Below are 21,289 nucleotides of genomic sequence, written 5' to 3'. Positions count from 1 at the left end.
GGTTACCTATGAGTGCGAGTCGATTCACCCTGCAGTCGCGTCTGCTGTGCGGCGCGGCCACGAGCTTCGTCATTCTGGCTTCGGCCACCTCGGTTGCAGCGCAGGATGCGCCGGTAGCCGAAGCGCAAGAGGGCGAAATCATCGTCAGCGGCATCCGCGCCGCGATCGAAAACTCGCTCGACGCCAAGCGCGAATCCGCCGGGATCATCGAAGTCATCTCGGCTGAAGACATCGGCAAGCTGCCCGATCTCTCGATCGCCGATTCGCTCGCCCGCCTGCCCGGCGTCACCGCCCAGCGCGTGCGCGGCCGTTCGCAGCAGATCTCGATCCGCGGCCTCGGCCCGGATTTCTCACTCGCCCTGCTCAATGGCCGCGAAGTGGTCTCGGCCGGCAACAACCGCGGGATCGAGTTTGACCAGTTCCCGTCCGAACTGATCGGCCAGGGCATTGTCTACAAGACACCCGACGCCTCGCTCGCCGCCACCGGCATTGCCGGCTCGGTCGATCTGCGCACCATCCGCCCGCTCGACTACAAGGAAACCCTGGTCAACGCCTCGGCCCGGTTCGTCTATAACGACAGCGGCAAGCTGAACCCCGATTTCGATGACAAGGGCTATCGCCTGTTCGGGTCGTACATCGACCAGAACGAGGACGGCACCGTGGGCTGGTACCTTGGTGTGACCCACCAGTCGAACCCGACCCAGTTCATCAGCCGCGAACTCAAGACCAACCAGAACCAGATCGCCCGCACCCCGGGCGGCCTGATCTACCCGTCGGACAACCCGCGCCAGGGCGTGGTCAGCCGCGAATTCAAGCGCACCTCGATCGCCGGCGCGCTCCAGTTCGAGCCGATGGACACCTTCTCGATGACCGTGGACGGGTTCTGGTCGGACCAGACGGACTCAGGCATCTTCCGTGGTACGGAAACCCCGATTGCCTCGTGGAGCGGCGCGACCTTCGGCGGTGCCACCGGCAGCGGGCCGTTTGCCGATACCGCCACCTACAACGCCGTCGTTCCGATCCTGCGGACCGACACCGAAGGCAACAAGTCGAACATTTTCGCCATCGGTGCCAATGTGCAGTGGGAGTTCGTCACCAACCTGACGCTGACGCTCGACTACGGCTACTCGAAGCTCGACCGTGACGACATCGACTACGAATCCTACGCCGGCACCGGTCGTGCCCGCAGCGGCGCGCAGGATACGCTGACCTTCACCTTCCCGCGCAACGGCGAATATTCGGTCGATACCAACCTCGACTACACCGATCCGGGCCTGGTGCTGCTGACCGATCCGGGTGGCTGGGGCCAGGTCGGCTTCATCAAGGAGCCGAAGATCAATGACGAGCTGAACCAGCTGCGCGCCGAGCTGGCCTATGAATTCGACAACAGCTTCCTCTCCAGCGTGCAGGTTGGCTACCTCTACACCGACCGCGAGAAGGACTTCGATTCCAACGAGAACTTCATTCGCGCCTCGTCACGGTTCGTGAACGGCTCGCTCGCGATCCCGGCCGGTGCGGTCATTGGTGCGACAAAGACCGGATCGCTGGGCTTTCCGATCGTGGCTTATGATCCGTCAAGTTTCCTGACCGATGGCACCTACCTGCTCGAGAAGGCGACTTTTGACACCCAGTGGGCGGTGGGCGAAAAAGTCCATAACGCCTATGCGATGGCCAACCTGAACACTGACCTCGGCGGCATCGCCCTGCGCGGCAACGTGGGCCTGCGCTATGTCTACACCGAGCAGACCTCGGTCGGCACGATCGCGGGCGATCTGAACAGGGTCAACGACAGCTACAGCAACTGGCTGCCGAGTGCGAACCTGGCGTTCGAAGTGGCGGACGATACCTTCATCAAGGTGGCCTTCGCCAAATCGATCACCCGCGCGCGGCTTGACCAGCTGGCGGCAAACCAGAACGTCTCCTCCAATCCGCTGAGCTGCATCGACACCAACGGTGACCAGATCCCGGATCAGGTGATTGCGTTCAACCCGCCGCAGCTGACCTGCTTCAACCTGTCGGGGGGCAACCCGAACCTGCGCCCCTACAAGTCGACATCCTACGACATCTCGTTCGAAAAGTACTTCTCGCGCGGGACGGCGCTGGCCGTGGCCCTGTTCCACAAGGACCTGTCTGACTGGGTGGTTGATTTCAACCGCACCATCGACGTGACCCAGCAGATCAACAACGCCGGGCTGGGTGCCATCCTGGTCGGTGCTCCGGAACTGGCGGTCGGATCGTTCAGCGGGCCAGTCAACTTCTCCGGCGGCAAGATCACCGGTGTCGAGGGCACCCTTCGGGTTGATATGGGCGATCTTTCCGAAGGCCTTGACGGATTTGGCACCAGCTTCAGCTATACCTATGCTGATGCCGAGGTGGACAATCCGGGCGGTGGCTCGCTCGATATTCCCGGTTATTCCGAAAATATCTGGTCGGCTGAGGCGTTCTACGAAAAGAACGGCTTCCAGGCCAAGGTCAGCGCCCGCCACCGCAGCGGCTTCCTGTCCGAAGTGCAGAACTTCGACGGCAGCCTGAGCGGTGCCGATGCACTGGACGAAACAATCGTTGACGCCCAGATCGGCTACACCTTCGAGGATCGCAACGATTTCCTCAACGGATTCGGCATCCAGTTCGAAGTGTTCAACCTGACCAACGAGCCGTTCGTGACGCAGAACGACCTGTTCGACGCCTCCGGCGCGAACATCGGCACCTTCCCGAGCCGCCACGAGGTCTACGGACGGACCTACAACGTCTCGCTCAAGAAGGCATTCTGACCCGAAACCCGGACCTTTACCGGGTCGCAGAAGAGGGGGCTCGCCGGGAAACCGGCGGGCCTCTTTTTTGTGCGGTGGCTATTACTGCAGACGTCGCACACCCAGCCCCAACCCTTCCCTCAAGGGAAGGGTGGTGGAAGTGCCGCGCAGAGTTTCAGGCCGCTGCCGCGCTCCTGCAATGCTGTTCGATGAACTGGCTGTGTGATGGCATCGCAGCCACCGCGTCCTGCATGGCGCCGGCGATGGACTGCATCCGCTCCGCCACCGGCACGTGGCTGCGCATGGTGGCCATGGCGGGCGCGCGCTCCGGCACGATCCCCTGCCCCAGATAGACCGCGATCCAGCTCGGGTTGTTGAACAGCTCGCGCTCGTCCGCCACCAGCACGCCGAATTCGCGGAAGTGGTCGATCTTGTATTGCAGGCTGTCAGGCACCGGCATCGCCGCACAATAACGCCACAGCTCGGCATCGTCGCGCTCGGTCGCCTTGTAGTGCAGGATCAGGAAATCGCGGATCCGTTCGTACTCCACCGCCGTCTGGGCATTGTATTCGCGCGCCAGCAAGGGCGACATGGCCTTGTCCGGGAACAGCGCCAGCAGGCGCAGGATGCCGTACTGGATCAGGTGCAGGCTGGTCGATTCCAGCGGCTCCATGAAGCCGGCCGACAGCCCGATGGCGACGCAGTTACGGTGCCAGAACGCGCGCCGCCGCCCGGTAACGAAGCGCAGCAGGCGCGGATCACCCGCGAGTTCATCCCCCAGCGAGTCGACCAGCGTGTCATGCGCCTCCTGCTCGCCAATGAAGGCGTTGCAATGGACATAGCCGTTGCCGGTGCGGTGCTGCAGCGGGATGCGCCACTGCCACCCGGCCGTGCGCGCGGTGGAGCGGGTATAGGGCGCAATACCCGCCTGGCGCAGGCTCGGCGCGGCAACCGCCCGGTCGCACGGCAGCCAGTGCTGCCAGTTCTCGTAACCGGCCTCCAGCGCCCCTTCGATCAGCAGCCCGCGAAAGCCGGAGCAGTCGATGAACAGCTCGGCCTCGAGCACGCGGCCATCGTCCAGCGTGACGCTGCGGATATCGCCGCTGGCCCCGTCCAGCGCCACATCCACCACCTTGCCCTCGACCCGCTTGACCCCCCGCGCCTCGGCATAACCGCGCAGGAACCGGGCATAGAGCACGGCATCGAAGTGATAGGCGTAATCATAGGTTGACTGGATCATCCGCCTATCAGGCGAAGGATGGGCAAACTTGCCCGCGCGCGCCATCGCCCAGCCCATGGAGAAATCGTCGATCGGGCCGGCGATGCGCCCGGCCAGATGCTCGCGCATCCAGTAATGGTAGAACGGAACCGTATCGAATTCGGCCCCGTGCTGGCCGAACGGGTGGAAATAGCTGTGCCCCAGCCTGCCCCAGTCGACGAACTCGATCCCCAGCTTGTAGCTGCCTCCGGTCTCGCGCACGAAAGTGGCCTCGTCGATCCCGAGCCGCTGGTTGAAATGGCGGATCGGCGGGATGGTGGCCTCGCCCACGCCGACCGTGCCGATTTCCTCGGACTCGACCAGGGTGATCCGGCATGCCGGCCCAAGCGTTTGGGCCAGCGCCGCCGCTGTCATCCAGCCCGCGCTGCCGCCACCGACAATCAGGACCTGTTCGATCGGTACGCGCTGGTTCACCGCCATGCCCCTACCCGCCGCAGCTTTCGCGGATCAGCAGGCTGGTTTCCAGTCGGTCCGAGGTGGCAATGCCCCCTTGCGTATCGATCAGCTTGGACACCAGCATCCGCCCGGCAAGGTTGGCATCCTGGTCAATCGTGGTCAGGCGCGGCGTGACCAGGCGCGAGGCCGGAATATTGTCGTATCCGACTACCGAGACGTCTCCGGGCACCTGCAATCCGGCCCGGGTCAGCGCGCGGACCGCGCCGATGGCGATCAGGTCACTGGCGGCAAACACGCCGTCAAAGACAATCCCGCGATCGAGCGCCGAACGGGTCGCCGCCTCGGCCGAGTGGACATCGAAGTGGGCAGGAATGACCAGCTCGTCCCGCACCGGCAGCCCGGCCTTTTCCAGCGCCTGGCGGTAGCCGCGATAGCGCTGCTCGGCCTCGGGCGCTTCGGTATCGCCCAGGAACAGGATGCTCTGCCGCTGCAGCCGCGCCAGGTGAGCGGTGGCGCGGCGGCCCCCGGCCACGTTGTCGGACCCGATCGCGCAATAGCGCGCATCGGGAAACTCGGCACCCCAGACCACGAAGCGGTGGTCACGCGTCGCCAGCGCATTGAAGGCATCGTGGAGCGAGCTCTGGCCGATGAAGATCACGCCCGTGGCCCGGCTGGTGGTCATGGCATAGTCGAGGTCGTCCGCGCTGGTGGGGGCGATATGGCTGATCAGCAGGTCGGCGGTCCGTTCGCGCGCGGCTTCGGCAATTCCGGCCAGCAGCTCGAGGAAGAACGGGTCGGCCACCCGGGTCTCGCGCGCCTGCGGGGCGGGCACCACCACAGCGATGGTCGCCTCGGCGCCGATCGGCCCCTTGGGCATGGAAAGGCGGAATTCGTAATCGTATTCGCGGGCAATCTTCCAGATCGCCTGCTTGGTCCGCCGCCGCACGGCCGGGCTGTCATTGAGCGCGCGCGAGACGGTGGAGATCGACACGCCCGCTTCCCGGGCAATATCCTCCAGCCGCGCCGACTTTGGCAGGGACGGGTCGGGTTCAGCCATCAGGCCGGACGGTCGGCCAGCACGGCCCAGAAGCCGCTGTAAGGTTCCAGCGTTCCCGGAATGTCAGTCATGGATCCCACTTCCCCCTGATCGGCGACGACCACAGCCTTGCCGAAATTGTTGCCCGGTGACCAGACCACCGGTTGATCGGAAAGGTTGAAAACGCACAGCACGTCACCGCCGGGGTCTGACCGGACAAAGGCGACCAGGGCATCGGGCGCATCGAGCAGGCGGATTGCGCCGCCAGCCAGCGCAGGCAAAGTGCGGCGCTGGGCCAGCACCTGCCTGGTATAGGCCAGCATCGAGGCAGCGTCGCCCGACTGCCGGTCCACCGCCAGCGCGGCATGGGCCGGATCGAGCTTGAGCCAGGCCGCATTGCCGCCGGTGAAGCCGGCGTGGGGGGCGCTGCCAACCCACGGCATCGGGGTGCGCGCCCCGTCCCGCCCCAGGGTGTGCGGCCAGTTGGCAATCGCTTCGGGGTCCTGCAGGTCCTCGAACGCCACCGTGCCTTGCGGCAGGCCCAGTTCCTCGCCCTGATAGAGGAAGGCATTGCCGCGCAGCGCCAGCAGCAGCAACAGCATGAGGCGGCCCATCCGGGCAGGCTCCACCCCCTGGCTCCACCGGGTCACCGCGCGCGGCGCATCGTGGTTGGAGAAGGCCCAGGAAGGCCAGCCTTCGCCTTCGCTGCCGTCCCAGTGCTGGAGCGATGCCCGCACCAGCGATGCAGTCAGCCGCTCGGCGTAAAGGAAATCGAAGTTGTAGGCGGAATCGAGCCGCTTGCCGCCCGCGGTGAAGGCCTTCATCTCGGCCAGCGGTTCCGGCCCGCCGACTTCGGCCACAGTGAAGCGCCCGGGATATTCGTCCAGCGTCCGGCGGACCCGCTCCAGGAACAGCGGGATATCGTCATGCGACTGGTTGAAGACCTTGTGCTGCATGTCGAACGGGCGGGTGACCAGTTCCATCGGCAGACCGGAAGGCGGGTTATCGCGCAAGTGCGGGTCGTGCATGGCAAAGTTCAGCGCGTCGAGGCGGAACCCGTCCACCCCGCGATCCAGCCAGAACCGGGCCACATCGAGCAGTGCATCCTGCACGGCCCGGTTATGGACGTTGAGATCGGGCTGGCTGGTGAGGAAATTGTGCAGGTAATACTGCTTGCGCGGGCCATCCCACTGCCAGGCCGAGCCACCGAACACCGATTGCCAGTTGGACGGCGGCGAACCGTCCGCTTTGGCGTCCGCCCAGACATACCAGTCGGCCTTGGGATTGGTCCGGTCCTGCCGGCTTTCCCGGAACCAGGCGTGCTGGTCCGAGGTGTGCGAATAGACCTGGTCGATGATCACCTTCAGGCCAAGGCCGTGGGCCTTCTCGATGATCCGGTCAAAATCGGCAAAGGTGCCGAAACTGGGATCGATTCCGCAGTAGTCGGCCACGTCATAGCCGAAATCGTCCATCGGCGAGGTGAAAAAGGGCGAGATCCAGATCGCGTCGACGCCCAGAGCCGCGATATAGTCCAGCCCCTCGACGATCCCGTTGAGGTCGCCGATGCCGTCGCCATTGGTGTCGCGGAAGCTGCGCGGGTAAATGTGGTAGAACACCGCACCGCGCCACCATTCGGGCTCGGCAGCGGGCACAACGGATTTCTGTTCAGACGGTTGGGCATTCACGGACGGGGGATCTCCGACTTGCAGACGAGATACCCCGTCGCAGGAATGGTCAGCTGGTAAGCGCCGGCAGCCGGTGCGGCCGAGGGGCAGGCTCCGGCAAGCGAGACCCAGCCGGCAGCGCGGCCATCGACCGGAAAGGCGACTGTGCTGTCATCGTTCCCGGCGTTGAAGGCAATCACGATTTCGCCCGAATTGTCAGGGGCCATGCGCGAGATCACGAGCACGCTGCCCCCGTTTGCAGCGTCGATCTGCGCATGGCGGACAAGCTGCTCCCCGCGCCGCAGGGCCGGCTCTGCGTGACGGATCGCCGCCATTGCGGCAATCGCCCGGTAGATCGGATGATCCGGATTGAAGTTGCCTTGCGCGTGGGTGGCGTCGGTCCCGGCGAGATCATTGTCGAGGTATTCGGCTGTGCGCGTGGGGAACATGCTTTCGCGCGCACCCTGGTCACCGCTATCCGAGACGAACCCCTGTTCGTCGCCGTAATAGACCGTTGGCACGCCGCGCGCGAACATCATCATCGCGTGGCCCAGGATGATCCGGCTGGTCAGTTCGGCGTCGGATATGTCCGGATTGGCCTGTTTCACGAACATGGCAAAGCGACCCATGTCGTGGTTGCCGAGGAACGTGGGCAGCTGCCGGGCAGTCGCAAAGCCGTTTGCATAGACGGCGTCAGCCTCGAACATGTAACTGACTCGCGTGGCCGGCTTGCCTTCGGCCACCATCTCGCGGACCCGGCCCTGGAAGGCGAAATCGAGCACGGTCGGCAGCTTGCCCTGGGTGGTGAACTTGGCCAATTGCGCCGGTTCGAACTCGTACACTTCGCCGAACATATGGAAGTGTCCGATTCCCTCGGCGCGGGCATGGTCGAGGATTGCAGGGGCGAATGACTGCCAGAACTCCATGTCGACGTGCTTGGCGGTATCAATCCGGAACCCGTCCACCCGGAAATCGGTGATCCACTGCTTGTAGATGTCGATGAAGCCCTGGACCACGCGCGGATGGGCGGTGTTGAGATCGTCCAGCCCGGCAAAATCACCCGTGATCCGGCTTTCGCCTTCCCACACACTGTCGCCGCGATTGTTGTAATAGATCGGATCGTTGAGCCAGACCGGGTTCTTGACCGCCTTGTCTGCCGCCGGAACGAAGGGGTTGTAGGCCCAGTCCGGGCTGGTCAGCCGCGCGAAATTCTCTGCCGTCTGGTGGCGCGCTTCGGTGCCGAGGAAGCCGGAGTTGATCGCCGCCCCGTCCAGACCGCCGCGGGTGGTCCAGGGGTAGTCCCCCACCGGACGATAAGGGCAATTGCCGGTCTCGTTCCAGTCGACCGCAGCCTGTGGCCCATGACATTCGGCATACTTGATCACGTCGGCGGTGTGGTTGGTGATGATGTCCATGTAGACTTTCATCCCGCGGGCGTGCGCCGCATCGACCAGGGCCTTGAAATCCGCCCGCGTGCCGAGATGCGGGTCCACGTCGAGGAAATCGGTGATCCAGTAGCCGTGGTAGCCTGACGATTCGCGGCCCGTCGGCCCCTGCACCGCCTTGTTCCGGAAAATCGGAGTGAGCCAGATGGCGGTCACGCCCATGCCCTGGATGTAATCGAGGCGGTTGATCAGGCCCTTCAGGTCGCCGCCATGGTAGAACCCCTTGTGCGCGGGATCGAATCCGTGGTCGAGCCGGCCGCCTTTTATCCCGCCGCGATCGTTGGCCGGATCGCCGTTTTCGAACCGGTCAGGCAGGACGAAATAGATCACTTCGTCTTCGGGCAGGCGGTCCTGCACGGCCACCCCGCCAGCAGGCGCGGATGCCGCTGCGGCCGCCGGGCAGGCAAGCGCGAGAATCCCCGGCACTGCAAGAATCAGGGTAAGGTATCTGGTCATGCTGTCGCTCCCCCACCGGAATATGCCAGCGGCACGCCAGTTTTACAATTTTTTGTTTCAACTGCAATCGCCGTCACGCACGGAAATTTATCCATATATGACAAGCTGTTGCGTGACTTCACGCCGAAATTCCGGCCTTTGCCCACAGCAGAACGGATAATTTCTTGCAAATTTTTGCAGGTGCGCCAGATTGCGGCGTGGAGAGGCTGGCGCATTCTGCCCGCAGTTACGACGGGCTCTGCCGGACCTCTCCATGACCTTGCCGCCATGGCGGACGGCGGGGCGATACGGGGAGGAATGTGTCGTCATGCAGAAACCGGCGATGAACGCCAGCCAGATCTGGAACATGAGCTTCGGCTTCCTCGGCATCCAGATCGGCTTTGACCTGCAGAACGGCAATGTCAGCCGCATTTTCCAGACACTCGGGGCCGAGGTGGGCGAACTCGCGATCCTGTGGATCGCCGCCCCGATGACCGGGCTGCTGGTGCAGCCGCTGATTGGCCACCTGTCCGACAAGACCTGGGTCCGCTTCGGGAGCGGGTTCGGGCGGCGGCGGCCGTTTTTCCTGATCGGCGCGATCCTGGCCAGCCTGGCGCTGTTCGTCATGCCCAATTCGCCCACGCTGTGGGTGGCGGCAGGGATGCTGTGGATCATGGACGCCTCGCTCAACATCACGATGGAGCCGTTCCGCGCGTTCGTGGGCGACAACCTGCCGGACCAGCAGCGCACCACCGGCTATGCCCTGCAGAGCTTCTTCATCGGGGTCGGCGCGGTGATTGCCGGGGCCCTGCCGTGGATGATGACCAACTGGCTGGGCCTGAGCAATGTCGCACCCGCTGGCGAAATCCCTGAAACGGTCCGCTGGGCGTTCTACATCGGCGGCGCCGCCCTGTTCGCCGCCGTCGCCTGGACCGTGTTCCGGACGAAGGAATACAGCCCCCAGCAGCTCGCAGCATTCGATGCCGCCCGGCGCGCGCATCTGGGCCTCGGCGAAGATGCCCGCACCGTGCAGCGCAGCGCAGGGCAGTTCGCCCGCGGCGGCCTGGTCTGGCTGGCGGTGGCGGCCGTGGTCGCCCTGTTCGTGCTGACCGCGCGGCAGGACCCCCGCCCCGCGGCGCTGGCATTCCTCGGCTCGGTCGAGATCGCGCAGGAGCTTTATGTGCTGGCCGGCCTGATCGGCATGTTCGGCCTGATCCAGCTGCTCGCCGGATACCTGCGGAAGGAAGCGCGCGACCCGGCCAAAGACGTGGGCGGCTTCATGGAAGTGGTCAACGACCTGTTCGCCATGCCGAAAACGATGCGCCAGCTGGCTGTGGTCCAGTTCTTCAGCTGGTTCGCGATGTTCGCGATGTGGATCTACGGCACGCCCGCCGTGGCCGAATACCACTTCGCCGCGCCCGACCCGGCCACGCGGGGATACCAGGACGCGGCCGACTGGTGGAGCCTGCTCGGCTCGGTCCGCAACGGTATCGCCGCTGCCGCCGCGCTCGGCTTCATCTGGCTGGCCACCCGGATCGACCGGCGCCGCCTGCACAGCCTGAACCTGGCCATCGGCGCGGCCGGATTTGCCGGGATGCTGCTGATCCGCGACCCGGCGCTGCTGTGGCTGCCGATGGTCGGGGTGGGCATGGCCTGGGCCTCGATCGTGTCGATGCCCTATGCCATCCTGGCCGGCTCTGTCCCGGCGGCGAAAATGGGCATCTACATGGGCATCTTCAACATCTTCATCGTGGTGCCGCAGCTGGTCGCGGCGACGCTGCTGGGCTTCCTGCTCACTGCCTTTTTCGACGGTGCGCCGATCTATGCCCTGCTGATCGCTGCGATCTCGTTCGCCATCGCGGCAGCGGCCACGCTGCTGGTGGAGGACGGGACCGCGACAGCGCAGCCGATCCCGCCTCCCGGAGCAGTCGCATGACCAACGGCAAATTCGTGATCACAGGTCTGGCAGCCCTGCTGCTCGCACCCGGACCGGCCTTCGCTCAGGGCAGTGAGCCCTATGCGCCCGCGCCCTACGTCCGGTTCGAGCACGCAGAGTGGACCCATGATGCGGTGATCTACCAGATCAACACCCGCCAGTTTACCGCCGAAGGAACCTTCTCGGCAGCGCGCAAGCACCTGCCCCGTCTGGCCGACATGGGGGTGGACATTGTCTGGCTGATGCCGGTCCACCCCATCGGCCAGGTCAACCGCAAGGGCGGACTCGGCAGCCCCTATTCGGTGCGGGATTACCGCGCCGTCAACCCGGACCTCGGAACCGAGGCAGACCTGCGGGCTTTCGTCGACGAGGCCCACCGGCTGGGGATGAAGGTGATCCTTGACTGGGTCGCAAACCACACCGCCTGGGACAATCCGCTGACGCAGAGCAATCCCGAATGGTACGCCCGGACCCCCGAAGGTGCGATGATGCCGCCACTGGGGACGGACTGGAGCGATGTCGTCACGCTGGACTACACCGTGCCGGCCCTGCGCCAGTACATGACGGAAAGCCTGGTGTACTGGGTGCGGGAATTCGGCATCGACGGATACCGCGCCGACGTGGCAGGTTTCGTGCCGCTCGATTTCTGGGAAACCGTGCGGGCTGAGATGGAGCAGGTAAAGCCTGTCTTCATGCTTGCCGAATGGGAACAGCGTGACCTGCACCAGCGCGCCTTCGACGCCAGCTACGCCTGGAGCTGGAAGAACGCGATGCAGCGCACGGTGCGCGAGGGCGGAGCCGCAGCGATGCGGGGTTACTATGCCGAGCAGGCCAACACCTGGCCGCGCGCCGCCTATCGCATGGTCTATACTGACAATCATGACCAGAACGCCTGGGACGGTGTGGCGGAGGAAATCTACGGCCCGGCCTACGCGGCGGCGATCGCGCTGTCCTTCGTGGGCAGCGGGATGCCGCTGATCCACAACGGACAGGAAGCGGACCTCGATCGCAAGCTGGCATTCTTCGAGAAAGACGAGATCGTGTGGCAGGAGGGCCGGCACGCCGAGCTTTTCCGCAAGCTGGTTGCGCTCAAGACCAGGCAGCGCGCGCTGTGGAACGGCGAACATGGCGCGGCCATGGTCGAAGTGCCGAGCGATGCGCATGAACAGGTGCTCAGTTTCACCCGCGGCGCTGCCGGTGAGCGGGTGTTCGCCGTGTTCAACCTGTCTGCCGCCCCGCGCGTTGTGGCATTCACCCGCGCCCGCCATCACGGCACCTACCGCGATGCGCTGACCGGCGAACCCATGGCCTTCACCCCCGAAACCACCCTTGCCCTGCCCGCCTGGGGTTTCCGCATCTTTGCCGAGGAAAACTGACATGACCACAATGGCCCTCCCCTCCCTGCTCCGGCGCCTGATCCTTGCCGCCGTCCTGTTGCTTGCGCCCCTGGTGTCCGCGCAGGCCGCCGAAACCGTCACCTCGCCCGATGGGCGGATCGTGGTCACGGTCGACACCAATGGTGAGAACCGCCCGTTCTACCGCATCGAAGTGGCGGGCAAGCCGCTGATGACGGAAAGCCGCTTGGGCTTCCTGATGGCCGATCAGGACAAGCTGGAGCGGCGGCTGAAGATCGTCTCCGCCGCCCGCGCCAGCCATGACAGCACCTGGGAGCAGCCGTGGGGCGAGCGCCGCTTCGTGCGCGACCATCACAACGCACTGACCGTGCGGTTCGAGGAAGACAGCGCGCGCAAGCGCAAATTCGGCGTGGTATTCCGCGTGTTCAACGATGGGATCGGGTTCCGCTATCTGTTCGACGACGCCAGCATGGCGCCCGAACCGGATGCGGCCGTGCGCATTGCCGACGAGTTGACCGAGTTCAACTTTGCGTCAGACGGCAAGGCCTGGTGGATACCTGCGGGCGAGTGGAACCGCTACGAATACCTGTACGAGAACACCGCTGTCTCCGGCGTCGGCACCGCGCTGACCCCGCTGACCTTCCGCTTCGAGGACGGCACGCACGTCGCGCTGCACGAAGCGGCGCTGGTCGATTTTGCGGGCATGTTCGTCAAGCGCGTGCGGGGCACGCATTTCCGCGCCACGCTCGCGCCGAGCGGCAGCAGCGCCGCGCGCGCGGTGCGCGACACGCCGTTTGTCACGCCGTGGCGCACGATCCGGATCAGCCCCGATGCCGCGGGCCTTGCCATGAGCGACATCGACCTCAACCTCAACGAGCCCAACAAGCTGGGCGATGTCAGCTGGTTCAAGCCGCACAAGTATGTCGGCGTGTGGTGGGGTATGCATCTGGGCAAGGAGAGCTGGGAAAGCGGCCCCAAGCACGGCGCCACCACCGCCAACGTCAAGAAATACATCGATTTCGCCGCCAGGCACGGCTTCGAGGGTGTGCTCGTCGAAGGCTGGAATGTGGGCTGGGATGGCGACTGGTTCTTCAACGGGGAACTGTTCAGCTTCACCCAGGCCTATCCCGATTACGACTTCGAGGAACTGGCCCGCTACGCCGCGAAGAAGGGCGTGCCGATCGTCGGCCACCACGAAACCTCGGGCGATATCGGCAACTACGAGGCGCAGCTGGAGGCCGCGCTCGACCTGATGGCCGCGCGCGGCGTCAAGACGATCAAGACCGGCTATGTCACTGACGCGCACAACCTGCGCTTCCGCCATGCCGACGGCAGCGAAAGCCGCGAGCACCAGGAAAGCCAGATAACCCAGCGCCATCACCTGCGGGTCGTGACCGAGGCGGCGAAGCGGAAGATTGCGATCAACCCGCACGAACCGGTCAAGGACACCGGACTGCGGCGCACCTACCCCAACTGGGTCAGCCGCGAAGGCGCGCGGGGCATGGAATTCAACGCCTGGGGAGCGCCGCCCAACGGGCCCAGCCATGTGCCGACACTGGTGTTCACCCGCATGCTGTCCGGCCCGATGGATTATACCCCGGGCGTGCTCAGCCTGGAGGGCAGCGGCCAACCGCTGCAGATGACGCAGGCGCGCGCCCTGGCGGAATACGTGCTGATCTATTCACCCATCCAGATGGCCGCTGACCTGCCGGAGCATTACGAGCAGCACAGGGCCGCGTTCCAGTTCATCAAGGATGTGCCAGCCGACTGGGAGGATTCGCGCGTGCTTGAGGCGGCGGTCGGCGAATACGTCGTGATCGCGCGCAAAGACCGCAACAGCGCTGACTGGTATCTGGGCGGCGGCACCGACGAGACCGGCCGGACCACGTCGGTCAAGCTCGACTTCCTCGATCCGGGCAAGACCTACACTGCGCAGATCTACCGCGATGGGCCCAACGCGCACTATGTCGGGCCGACCAAGTTCGACATCGCGATCGAACAGCGCAAGGTCCGCAAGGGCGACGTGCTGGACCTGCCGATGGCCCCCGGCGGCGGCTTCGCAGTGCGGCTGGTGGCGGGGAATTAGGGCGCCGGCGACGCACTGATTACGTCATTGCGAGGAGCCGCAGGCGACGTGGCAATCCAGAGTCCAGCACGCGACGCTCTGGATTGCCGCGCGGCTGCGCCGCTCGCAATGACGAATCAGGGTCGCATGCTCACATCCCGCGCGCGATCACCATCTTCATCACTTCGTTGGAGCCGCCGAAGATGCGGGTGATGCGGCTGTCGCGGTACATCCGGGCGATCGGGTAATCGTTGATGAAACCCGCGCCGCCATGGAACTGCAGGCACTTGTCGACCACTTCGCCCTGCAGCTCGGTGACCCAGTACTTGGCCATGCAGGCAGTCGCGACGTCGAGCTTGCCTTCCAGGTGCTTGGCGATGCAATCGTTGACGAACACCCGCGCCGCCGTGCTGCGCGCCTTGAGGTCGGCCATCACGAACTGGGTGTTCTGGAAATCCCAGATCGTCTGCCCGAAGGCCTTGCGGTTCTTGACGAAATCCATCGTCGTTTCGAGCGCCTTCTCGATCCCGTTGATGGCACCGACTGCGATGATCAGCCGTTCCTGCGGCAGCTCGCCCATCAGCTGGTAGAAGCCCTTGCCCTCGACCCCGCCGAGCACGTTCTCGGCCGGAACGAACACGTCGTCGAAGAACAGTTCGCTGGTGTCAGCCGCGTCGAGCCCGATCTTGTCGAGCTTCTTGCCGCGCTTGAACCCTTCCGCGCCTTCGGTTTCCAGCAGCATCAGCGAGATGCCCTTGGCCCGCTCATTGGGATCGGTCTTGGCGACGATCACGATGAAGTCTGCGGTCTGCCCGTTGGAGATATAGGTCTTGGCCCCGTTGATGCGGTAGCCGTTGCCATCCTTCAGCGCGGTGGTGGTGATGCTCTGCAGGTCGGAGCCGACGCCCGGCTCGGTCATCGCGATCGCGCTGACCAGTTCGCCGGTGACCAGCTTGGGCAGGTACTTCTTCTTCTGCTCTTCGGTGCCGTGGCGCACCAGGTAGGGCAGGATCACCGTGTTGTGGAGCGAGGCGGCAAAGCCTTCCACGTTGTGCTTGCCCTGCTGGTCGATCACCACCAGGTCATGCCGGAAATCGCCGCCGTGGCCGCCGTATTCGGCCGGCACCGACACGCCGAGCAGGCCGGCCGCGCCTGCCTCGCGCCAGAAATCGCGCTCCACCTGGCCGTCCTCGCGCCACTTGAGCACGCGCTTTTCCGGGGCGTGCTGCTGGTAGAACTTGCCGACGGCATCGGCGAAGATCGCAATCTCCTCCTCTTCCATGAAGGCGGGTTGGGCAACGTTCAGCACCGACATGAATACATTTCCTCTCTCGTTTTCGGTTGCGTCCTACCGTATCGCATCGGTAGCGATCCGCAACGCAAATTTCCGCTTACGTCAAGGGAACCCGCCTGATGGAATTGATCGGCCCCACCTCGCAGACATTCATCAGCCAGCGCACCCGGCTGCACTATGCCGACTGGGGCAACGAAGGCGCGCCGCCGCTGATCCTGCAGCACGGCGGGCGCGACCATTGCCGCAGCTGGGACTGGGTGGCCGAAGAGCTGCGGCATGACTGGCACGTAATCTGCCCCGACCTGCGCGGCCACGGGGACAGCGAGTGGACCAACACCGGCTATTACCCGATGACCGGCTATGTCTATGACCTGGCCCAGCTGATCCACCAGCTGGAACTCGCCCCCGTCACCATCGTCGCCCACTCATTGGGCGGGAATATCTCCATGCGCTACGCCGGGCTCTATCCGGAAAACGTGCGCAAGCTGGTGGCGATCGAAGGGCTTGGCCCCAGCCCCAAGGTGCAGGCGGAAATGGCGAAAACCCCGTGGTACGAGCACCGCCGCCAGTGGATCGACCGGAAGCGCGAAGCCTCCGGCCGCCTGCCCAAGCGCTATGCCACCTTCACCGACGCGGTTGACCGGATGCACGAGGCCAACAGCTACCTGAGCCGGGCCCAGGCCGAGCACCTGAGCCGCCACGGCGCGATCCGCAACGAGGACGGCACCTGGAGCTGGAAGTTCGACCCCCACCTCCACGCCTGGCCGGGCGACGACCTGTCGCTGGAACAGGTCGAGGAACTCTGGGCCCGCGTCACCTGCCCCACCCTGATGATCTACGGCAACGACAGCTGGGCCAGCAATCCGGAAAAGGACGGGCGGATCGCGCACTTCGGCGACAACGTGCAGGTCAGCGCCTACGACCGCGCCGGCCACTGGGTCCACCACGACCGGTTCGAGGATTTCGTGAGCGAGGTACGCGGGTTTATCGGGTGAGGATAGTGAGCCTCCATTACCGGTAACGCTAGCCCGTCCCCCGTCATTGCGAGGCGACGCAGTCGCCGTGGCAATCCAGAGCGTAGTGCGCCGGGCTCTGGATTGCCGCGCGGCTTCGCCGCTCGCAATGACGGGGCAATATCTAAGGCGCGCTGATCTCGCCGTACAAATCCCGCCACTGCGGATTGGCGGCTTCGATCAGCGCCAGTTTCTTCGCCCGTGGCCCGGCCTTGATCTGCTTTTCGCGCAGGATCGCGTGCTCCATCGTTCCGCAGAGTTCATACCACACCAGCAGCTTGCAGCCGTAGCGTTTGGAGAAACCATCCGCCACGCCCTCGCGATGCTGCCACGCGCGTTGCGGCAAGTTGGAGGTGACACCGACGTAAATCGTTCCGTTACGCTCGTTCGCCATGATGTAGACGGCGGGCTGGATGTCGCGTGGCATATACGCATGAATGTCAACCGGGCTGCCGGTAGGCAAGCCTGACCTCAACCGCCGTCATTGCGAGGAGCGAAGCGACGCGGCAATCCAGAGTCCGGCGCGGAACGCTCTGGATTGCCGCGCGGCTTTGCCGCTCGCAATGACGGGGTGGGTGGGACGAAAACCATTTTCCTACACGCGCGAAATCTGGCTTATCCTCGTCGATGAGCACATATCCCGATCCCCGTTCGTTTGACCACGCCGCCAGCGAGCCTGCTGCCGCACCGGTCGCCTCCGCAACCCTGCCAACTGCCCCGGCGGCGCCGCGCCACGACGGCTGGACCCCCGCGCGTCAAGCCGCGTTCCTGCGCGAGCTGGCGGCGAGCCACAATGTCGCCGCGGCCGCGCGGGCGGTGGGGATGAGCCGCCAGTCGGCCTACCAGCTGCGCGCGCGGCTGCACGGCAAGCCCTTTGCCAAGGCGTGGGAGGCGGCGTTCCACACCCGGTTCGACGCACTGGCCGAGGCCGCGCTGGGCCGCGCGCTGCACGGGGTCGAGGTGCCGCATTACTACAACGGCGAGCTGGTCGGCGTGTCGCGCCGCTATGACGAGCGGCTGACCCTGGCGCTGCTGGCCACGCGCCGCCAGTTCGTCCGCCCGCCGCGCGATGATTACGACCCGGCGGGCGCGTTCGATGCCGATGACCTGCCCAACCTGATCGAGCGGGTCGAGCGCGGCCCACAGGACTGGCTCGACGGCTACGATGACGAGATGGACGCCTTCTATGGCGGGACTTACGAGGCCTAGGGGGCGGGGGGCAGCCTGTCGCCCAAAGTCCGCCGGATTGCCTCTATTTCGTTTTAATTCAGATGTTTGATAGGGAACGACCAGCTTGACACGGTGTCAACTTCGTCAAGCAGGTGTCAAGCGCGCTTCCCCCTCCCCCGTCATTGCGAGGTGACGCAGTCGCCGTGGCAATCCAGAGCGCAGTGCGCCAGGCTCTGGATTGCCGCGCGACCTTTGGTCGCTCGCAATGACGACGGTGGGGGCGTTACCCTGCCCCCTCAAATCCCCCGGCTGATCACTTCCTTCATGATCTCGTTGGTGCCGCCGAAGATGCGGGTCACGCGGGCATCGCGCCACAGCCGGGCGATGGCGTATTCGTTCATGTAGCCGGCCCCGCCGTGGAGCTGGAGTGCGACATCGACTGCCTTCCACTGCAGCTCGGTGTGCCACAGCTTGGCCGCGCTCGCCTCGGTGGTGGTCAGCTCGCCCTTCAGATGGCGCAGCAGCGCCCAGTCCAGGTGCGCCCAGCCGACCTGCAGCTCGGCGGCAAGATCAGCCAGAGTGAACTTGGTGTTCTGGAACTCGAACACGGTGCGCCCGAACGCCTTGCGGTCCTTGGTGAACTTGACCGCTTCGTCGAACGCGCGCTGGGCCGCTGCCTGCCCGCCGACCGCGATGCCGAGCCGTTCCTGCGGCAGTTCCTCCATCAGGTGGACAAACCCGCGCCCGACCCCGCCGAGCACATTTTCCTTGGGCACGCGCACGTCCTCGAAGAACAGCTCGCTGGTGTCGGCGGCGTGCTGGCCGATCTTGTCGAGGTTGCGGCCCTTGACGAAGCCGGGGGTGCCGTCCTCGACCAGCAGCAGGGTGGTACCCTTGGCGCCTGCCGCCGGGTCGGTCTTGGCGACCACGATCACCACGTCGGCGTTCTGGCCGTTGGTGATATAGGTCTTGGAGCCGTTGATCACGTAGTCGCCGCCATCCTCGCGCGCGGTGGTGCGGATGCCCTGCAGGTCGCTGCCGGCACCCGGCTCGGTCATGGCGATGGCGGTGATAATGTCGCCAGTGACCATGCCGGGCAGATACTTCGCGCGCTGCTCGGCAGTACCGAGCCGCTCGAAGTAGTTAGCGGTGATGTCGCTCTGCAGGGTGAAGCCGGCGGCGCTGCCAAGGTAGGCCATTTCCTCGCCCACCACCGCGCAATAGCCGAAGTCGAGCCCGAGGCCGCCGTTCTCTTCCTTCACCGTCGGGCACAGCAGGCCCGCCTCGCCGACCGCCTTCCACACCTCGCGCGGGACGATACCGTTCTTCTCGTGCTCGTCGAGGAAGGGTTCGAGATGCTGGGCGAACACCTTGCGCACGGTGTCGCGGAACATGTTGTGTTCCTCGGTGTAGGCAAAGCGGCGGGAGAGATCGAGCATGGGCCTAGGCTCCTGTCAGGCTATCGTTCCGGCATCGCGCAGGGCGGTGCGGTCATCGTCAGAAAGGCCGAGCGCGGCGAGAATCGCGTCGGTATCGTTGCCGGGCATCGGCGCCGCTGCGGGCACGGCGGTCTGCGTGGCGGAATAGCGGGGCGCAGGCGCGGGCTGGAGATCGCCTGCCACCTCGATGAAGGTGCCGCGGGCGACATTGTGCGGGTGCGCCGCAGCCTCGCTCATGGTCAGCACCGGGGCGTAGCACACGTCGGTATGCTCCATCAGCGCGTCCCACTCGGCGCGGGTCTTCGATTTGAACAGCGCGGTCAGCTTGTCCTTCAATGCGCCCCACTGGCTTCGATCATGCTGGGCATCGAACGCGTTGTCTTCCTCCAGCCCCGCAAGGCGGCGCAGCTCGGCGTAGAACTGCGGCTCGATGCTGCCGATGGAGACGAACTTGCCGTCCGCCGTTTCGTAAGTGTCGTAGAAATGCGCCCCGGTATCGAGCAGGTTGACGCCCAGCTCCTCCGACCACACGCCGACATTCTTCATCCCGTGCATCATGCTCATCAGCACGGCGGTGCCATCGGTCATGGCGCAGTCGATCACCTGCCCCTCCCCGCCGCGCGCGACGTTGAGCAAGGCGTTGACCATCCCGAAGGCGAGCATCATCCCGCCGCCGCCGAAATCGCCCACCATGTTGATCGGCGGGGTCGGCTTGCCGCCCGCACGGCCGAAATGCGCCAGCGCGCCGGCCAGCGCGATGTAGTTGATGTCATGCCCGGCATAGGGGGCATAAGGCCCGGTCTGGCCCCAGCCCGTCATCCGGCCATAGACCAGCTTGGGGTTGTCCTTGAGCAATTCCTCCGGACCAAGCCCGAGCCGCTCCATCACGCCGGGGCGGAAGCCTTCGATCACCCCGTCGGCACTGGCGGCCAGCTTGCGCGCCAGTGCCACGCCTTCGGCGGTCTTGAGGTTGATCGCGACCGACTTGCGCCCGCGCGCCAGCACGTCCTTCGAGGTGACCGGCTGCGAGCCGCCGCGCGAGCCGCTGGCCCGGTCGATCCGGATCACTTCCGCACCGTGGTCGGCCAGCATCATCCCGCAGAACGGGCCCGGACCGATCCCGGCAAACTCGACGATGCGGATGCCGCTGAGAGGCCCCGACATGCCTTACTTGCCCGTCCAGTTGGGCTTGCGCTTCTCGGCAAAGGCCGCTGCGCCTTCGCGCGCATCGGCGCTCATGAACACCTGCGGCAGCAGCTTGGCCTGCTCCTGCCACCGTTCACTGCGGGCCCAGCCGCGCGATTCCTCGATGATCTGCTTCGAGACGCGGACCGCCAGCGGGCCGTTGGCACTGATGGACGCCGCCAGCTCCAGCGCGGCATCGAGCGCCGCGCCATCGGTCACGCGGTTGACCAGGCCGAGCTGGTGCGCGCGGGCGGCATCGATGAAGTCTCCGGTCAGCGCCAGTTCCATCGCCACCTTGTGCGGGATCAGGTCAGGCAGCAGCATCAGCCCGCCGGCCCCTGCGGCAAGGCCGCGCTTGGCTTCGGGAATGCCGAACTTGGCCCCGCTGTGCGCCACCACCATGTCGCAGGCGATCATCAGTTCGAGCCCGCCGGCCAGGGCATAGCCTTCCACCGCTGCGATCAGCGGCTTCTTCGGAGGTGCCTCGACCAGGCCGCCGAACCCGCGGCCGGGGATGCTGGGCGATTCGCCGCGCAGGAAGCCCTTGAGGTCCATGCCGGAACAGAACGTGCCGCCCGCACCGGTGATGATGGCGACCCGGAGATCGTCTTCGGAGTCGAGCCGGTCCAGCGCAGCAGCAATGCCTTCGGCGGCTGCCTTGTTCATCGCGTTCTTGGCCTCGGGCCGGTTGATCGTGATGATCAGGACGCCCCCAAAATCCGTGGCCCGCACTTCGGTCAGCAGCTCTTCCGACATTGCCTCACTCCCATTTTTGATTGCAACTGAGTTCTTGCCGTGTTGCTGGCCAAGGTTTACGGACACGTCAA

16 protein-coding genes are annotated in these 21,289 nt (G+C 65.2%); 6 read left to right on the top strand and 10 right to left on the bottom strand.

The window, feature by feature from the left end:
- Window positions 1-8: 8 nt before the first annotated feature.
- The gene (locus U4960_RS04775) at window positions 9-2,771 is read left to right on the top strand and encodes a TonB-dependent receptor (protein ID WP_324262436.1); all 2,763 of its coding nucleotides are present in this window, start codon (window positions 9-11) and stop codon (window positions 2,769-2,771) included.
- Window positions 2,772-2,925: 154 nt separating this feature from the next.
- Here the strand turns inward: U4960_RS04775 and U4960_RS04770 are convergent, their stop codons facing one another.
- Genes U4960_RS04770 through U4960_RS04750 form a run of 5 tightly spaced genes read right to left on the bottom strand, consistent with a single transcriptional unit; the run spans window position 2,926 to window position 9,241 of the window.
- Window positions 2,926-4,449 carry a tryptophan halogenase family protein gene (locus U4960_RS04770; RefSeq protein WP_324262435.1) on the bottom strand — a complete coding sequence of 508 codons (1,524 nt, stop codon included), beginning with the start codon at window positions 4,447-4,449 and terminating at the stop codon, window positions 2,926-2,928.
- A gap of 4 nt (window positions 4,450-4,453) precedes the next feature.
- Complete coding sequence (locus U4960_RS04765) at window positions 4,454-5,482, bottom strand: LacI family DNA-binding transcriptional regulator (protein WP_324262434.1); 1,029 nt, start codon at window positions 5,480-5,482, stop codon at window positions 4,454-4,456.
- Window positions 5,482-7,146 carry an alpha-glucosidase family protein gene (locus tag U4960_RS04760; RefSeq protein WP_324262433.1) on the bottom strand — a complete coding sequence of 555 codons (1,665 nt, stop codon included), beginning with the start codon at window positions 7,144-7,146 and terminating at the stop codon, window positions 5,482-5,484. Before U4960_RS04760 ends, U4960_RS04765 begins: the two co-directional genes overlap by 1 nt.
- A complete protein-coding gene (locus U4960_RS04755; protein WP_324262432.1) occupies window positions 7,143-9,026 on the bottom strand; it encodes an alpha-amylase family glycosyl hydrolase in 1,884 nt (627 codons plus the stop codon). Before U4960_RS04755 ends, U4960_RS04760 begins: the two co-directional genes overlap by 4 nt.
- Complete coding sequence (locus tag U4960_RS04750; RefSeq protein WP_324262431.1) at window positions 9,023-9,241, bottom strand: hypothetical protein; 219 nt, start codon at window positions 9,239-9,241, stop codon at window positions 9,023-9,025. The genes U4960_RS04755 and U4960_RS04750 overlap by 4 nt, the downstream gene beginning before the upstream one ends.
- Window positions 9,242-9,279: 38 nt before the next feature.
- On the opposite strand from U4960_RS04750, the gene U4960_RS04745 reads away from it, so the two are divergent.
- From U4960_RS04745 to U4960_RS04735, 3 genes are read left to right on the top strand one after another with little or no spacing between them, the layout of a single operon-like run.
- Entirely contained in the window at window positions 9,280-10,941 is a 1,662-nt protein-coding gene (locus U4960_RS04745) for an MFS transporter (protein ID WP_324262430.1), read from the top strand.
- Window positions 10,938-12,317, top strand: a complete 1,380-nt coding sequence (locus tag U4960_RS04740; protein WP_324262429.1) for an alpha-amylase family glycosyl hydrolase — start codon at window positions 10,938-10,940, stop codon at window positions 12,315-12,317. Before U4960_RS04745 ends, U4960_RS04740 begins: the two co-directional genes overlap by 4 nt.
- Before the next feature lies 1 nt (window position 12,318).
- Window positions 12,319-14,382 (top strand): glycoside hydrolase family 97 protein, encoded by a 2,064-nt coding sequence (locus U4960_RS04735; RefSeq protein WP_324262428.1) that lies wholly within the window; start codon window positions 12,319-12,321, stop codon window positions 14,380-14,382.
- A gap of 130 nt (window positions 14,383-14,512) precedes the next feature.
- On the opposite strand, the gene U4960_RS04730 is transcribed toward U4960_RS04735, so the two are convergent.
- Entirely contained in the window at window positions 14,513-15,676 is a 1,164-nt protein-coding gene (locus U4960_RS04730) for an acyl-CoA dehydrogenase family protein (protein WP_324262427.1), read from the bottom strand.
- A 98-nt stretch (window positions 15,677-15,774) separates the two neighbouring features.
- Between U4960_RS04730 and U4960_RS04725 the strand changes: the two genes are divergently transcribed.
- Window positions 15,775-16,650, top strand: coding sequence for an alpha/beta hydrolase (locus tag U4960_RS04725; protein ID WP_324262426.1), 876 nt, complete (start codon window positions 15,775-15,777; stop codon window positions 16,648-16,650).
- A gap of 142 nt (window positions 16,651-16,792) precedes the next feature.
- Here the strand turns inward: U4960_RS04725 and U4960_RS04720 are convergent, their stop codons facing one another.
- Window positions 16,793-17,095 carry a GIY-YIG nuclease family protein gene (locus U4960_RS04720; protein ID WP_324262425.1) on the bottom strand — a complete coding sequence of 101 codons (303 nt, stop codon included), beginning with the start codon at window positions 17,093-17,095 and terminating at the stop codon, window positions 16,793-16,795.
- Between the two features lie 200 nt (window positions 17,096-17,295).
- On the opposite strand from U4960_RS04720, the gene U4960_RS04715 reads away from it, so the two are divergent.
- Window positions 17,296-17,877 (top strand): hypothetical protein, encoded by a 582-nt coding sequence (locus U4960_RS04715; RefSeq protein ID WP_324262424.1) that lies wholly within the window; start codon window positions 17,296-17,298, stop codon window positions 17,875-17,877.
- A 257-nt stretch (window positions 17,878-18,134) separates the two neighbouring features.
- On the opposite strand, the gene U4960_RS04710 is transcribed toward U4960_RS04715, so the two are convergent.
- From U4960_RS04710 to U4960_RS04700, 3 genes are read right to left on the bottom strand one after another with little or no spacing between them, the layout of a single operon-like run.
- Entirely contained in the window at window positions 18,135-19,277 is a 1,143-nt protein-coding gene (locus U4960_RS04710; RefSeq protein ID WP_324262423.1) for an acyl-CoA dehydrogenase family protein, read from the bottom strand.
- 15 nt (window positions 19,278-19,292) lie between these two features.
- The gene (locus U4960_RS04705; protein ID WP_324262422.1) at window positions 19,293-20,441 is read right to left on the bottom strand and encodes a CaiB/BaiF CoA transferase family protein; all 1,149 of its coding nucleotides are present in this window, start codon (window positions 20,439-20,441) and stop codon (window positions 19,293-19,295) included.
- A gap of 3 nt (window positions 20,442-20,444) precedes the next feature.
- The gene (locus U4960_RS04700; RefSeq protein WP_324262421.1) at window positions 20,445-21,218 is read right to left on the bottom strand and encodes a crotonase/enoyl-CoA hydratase family protein; all 774 of its coding nucleotides are present in this window, start codon (window positions 21,216-21,218) and stop codon (window positions 20,445-20,447) included.
- Between the last annotated feature and the right edge of the window lie 71 nt (window positions 21,219-21,289).

It is taken from the genome of Altererythrobacter sp. H2, assembly GCF_035319885.1.
In the GTDB taxonomy this organism is placed as follows: Bacteria; Pseudomonadota; Alphaproteobacteria; order Sphingomonadales; family Sphingomonadaceae; genus 34-65-8.
Note: the sequence above shows the minus strand (reverse complement) of the source record. Positions and strands in the feature narration are given on the sequence as shown.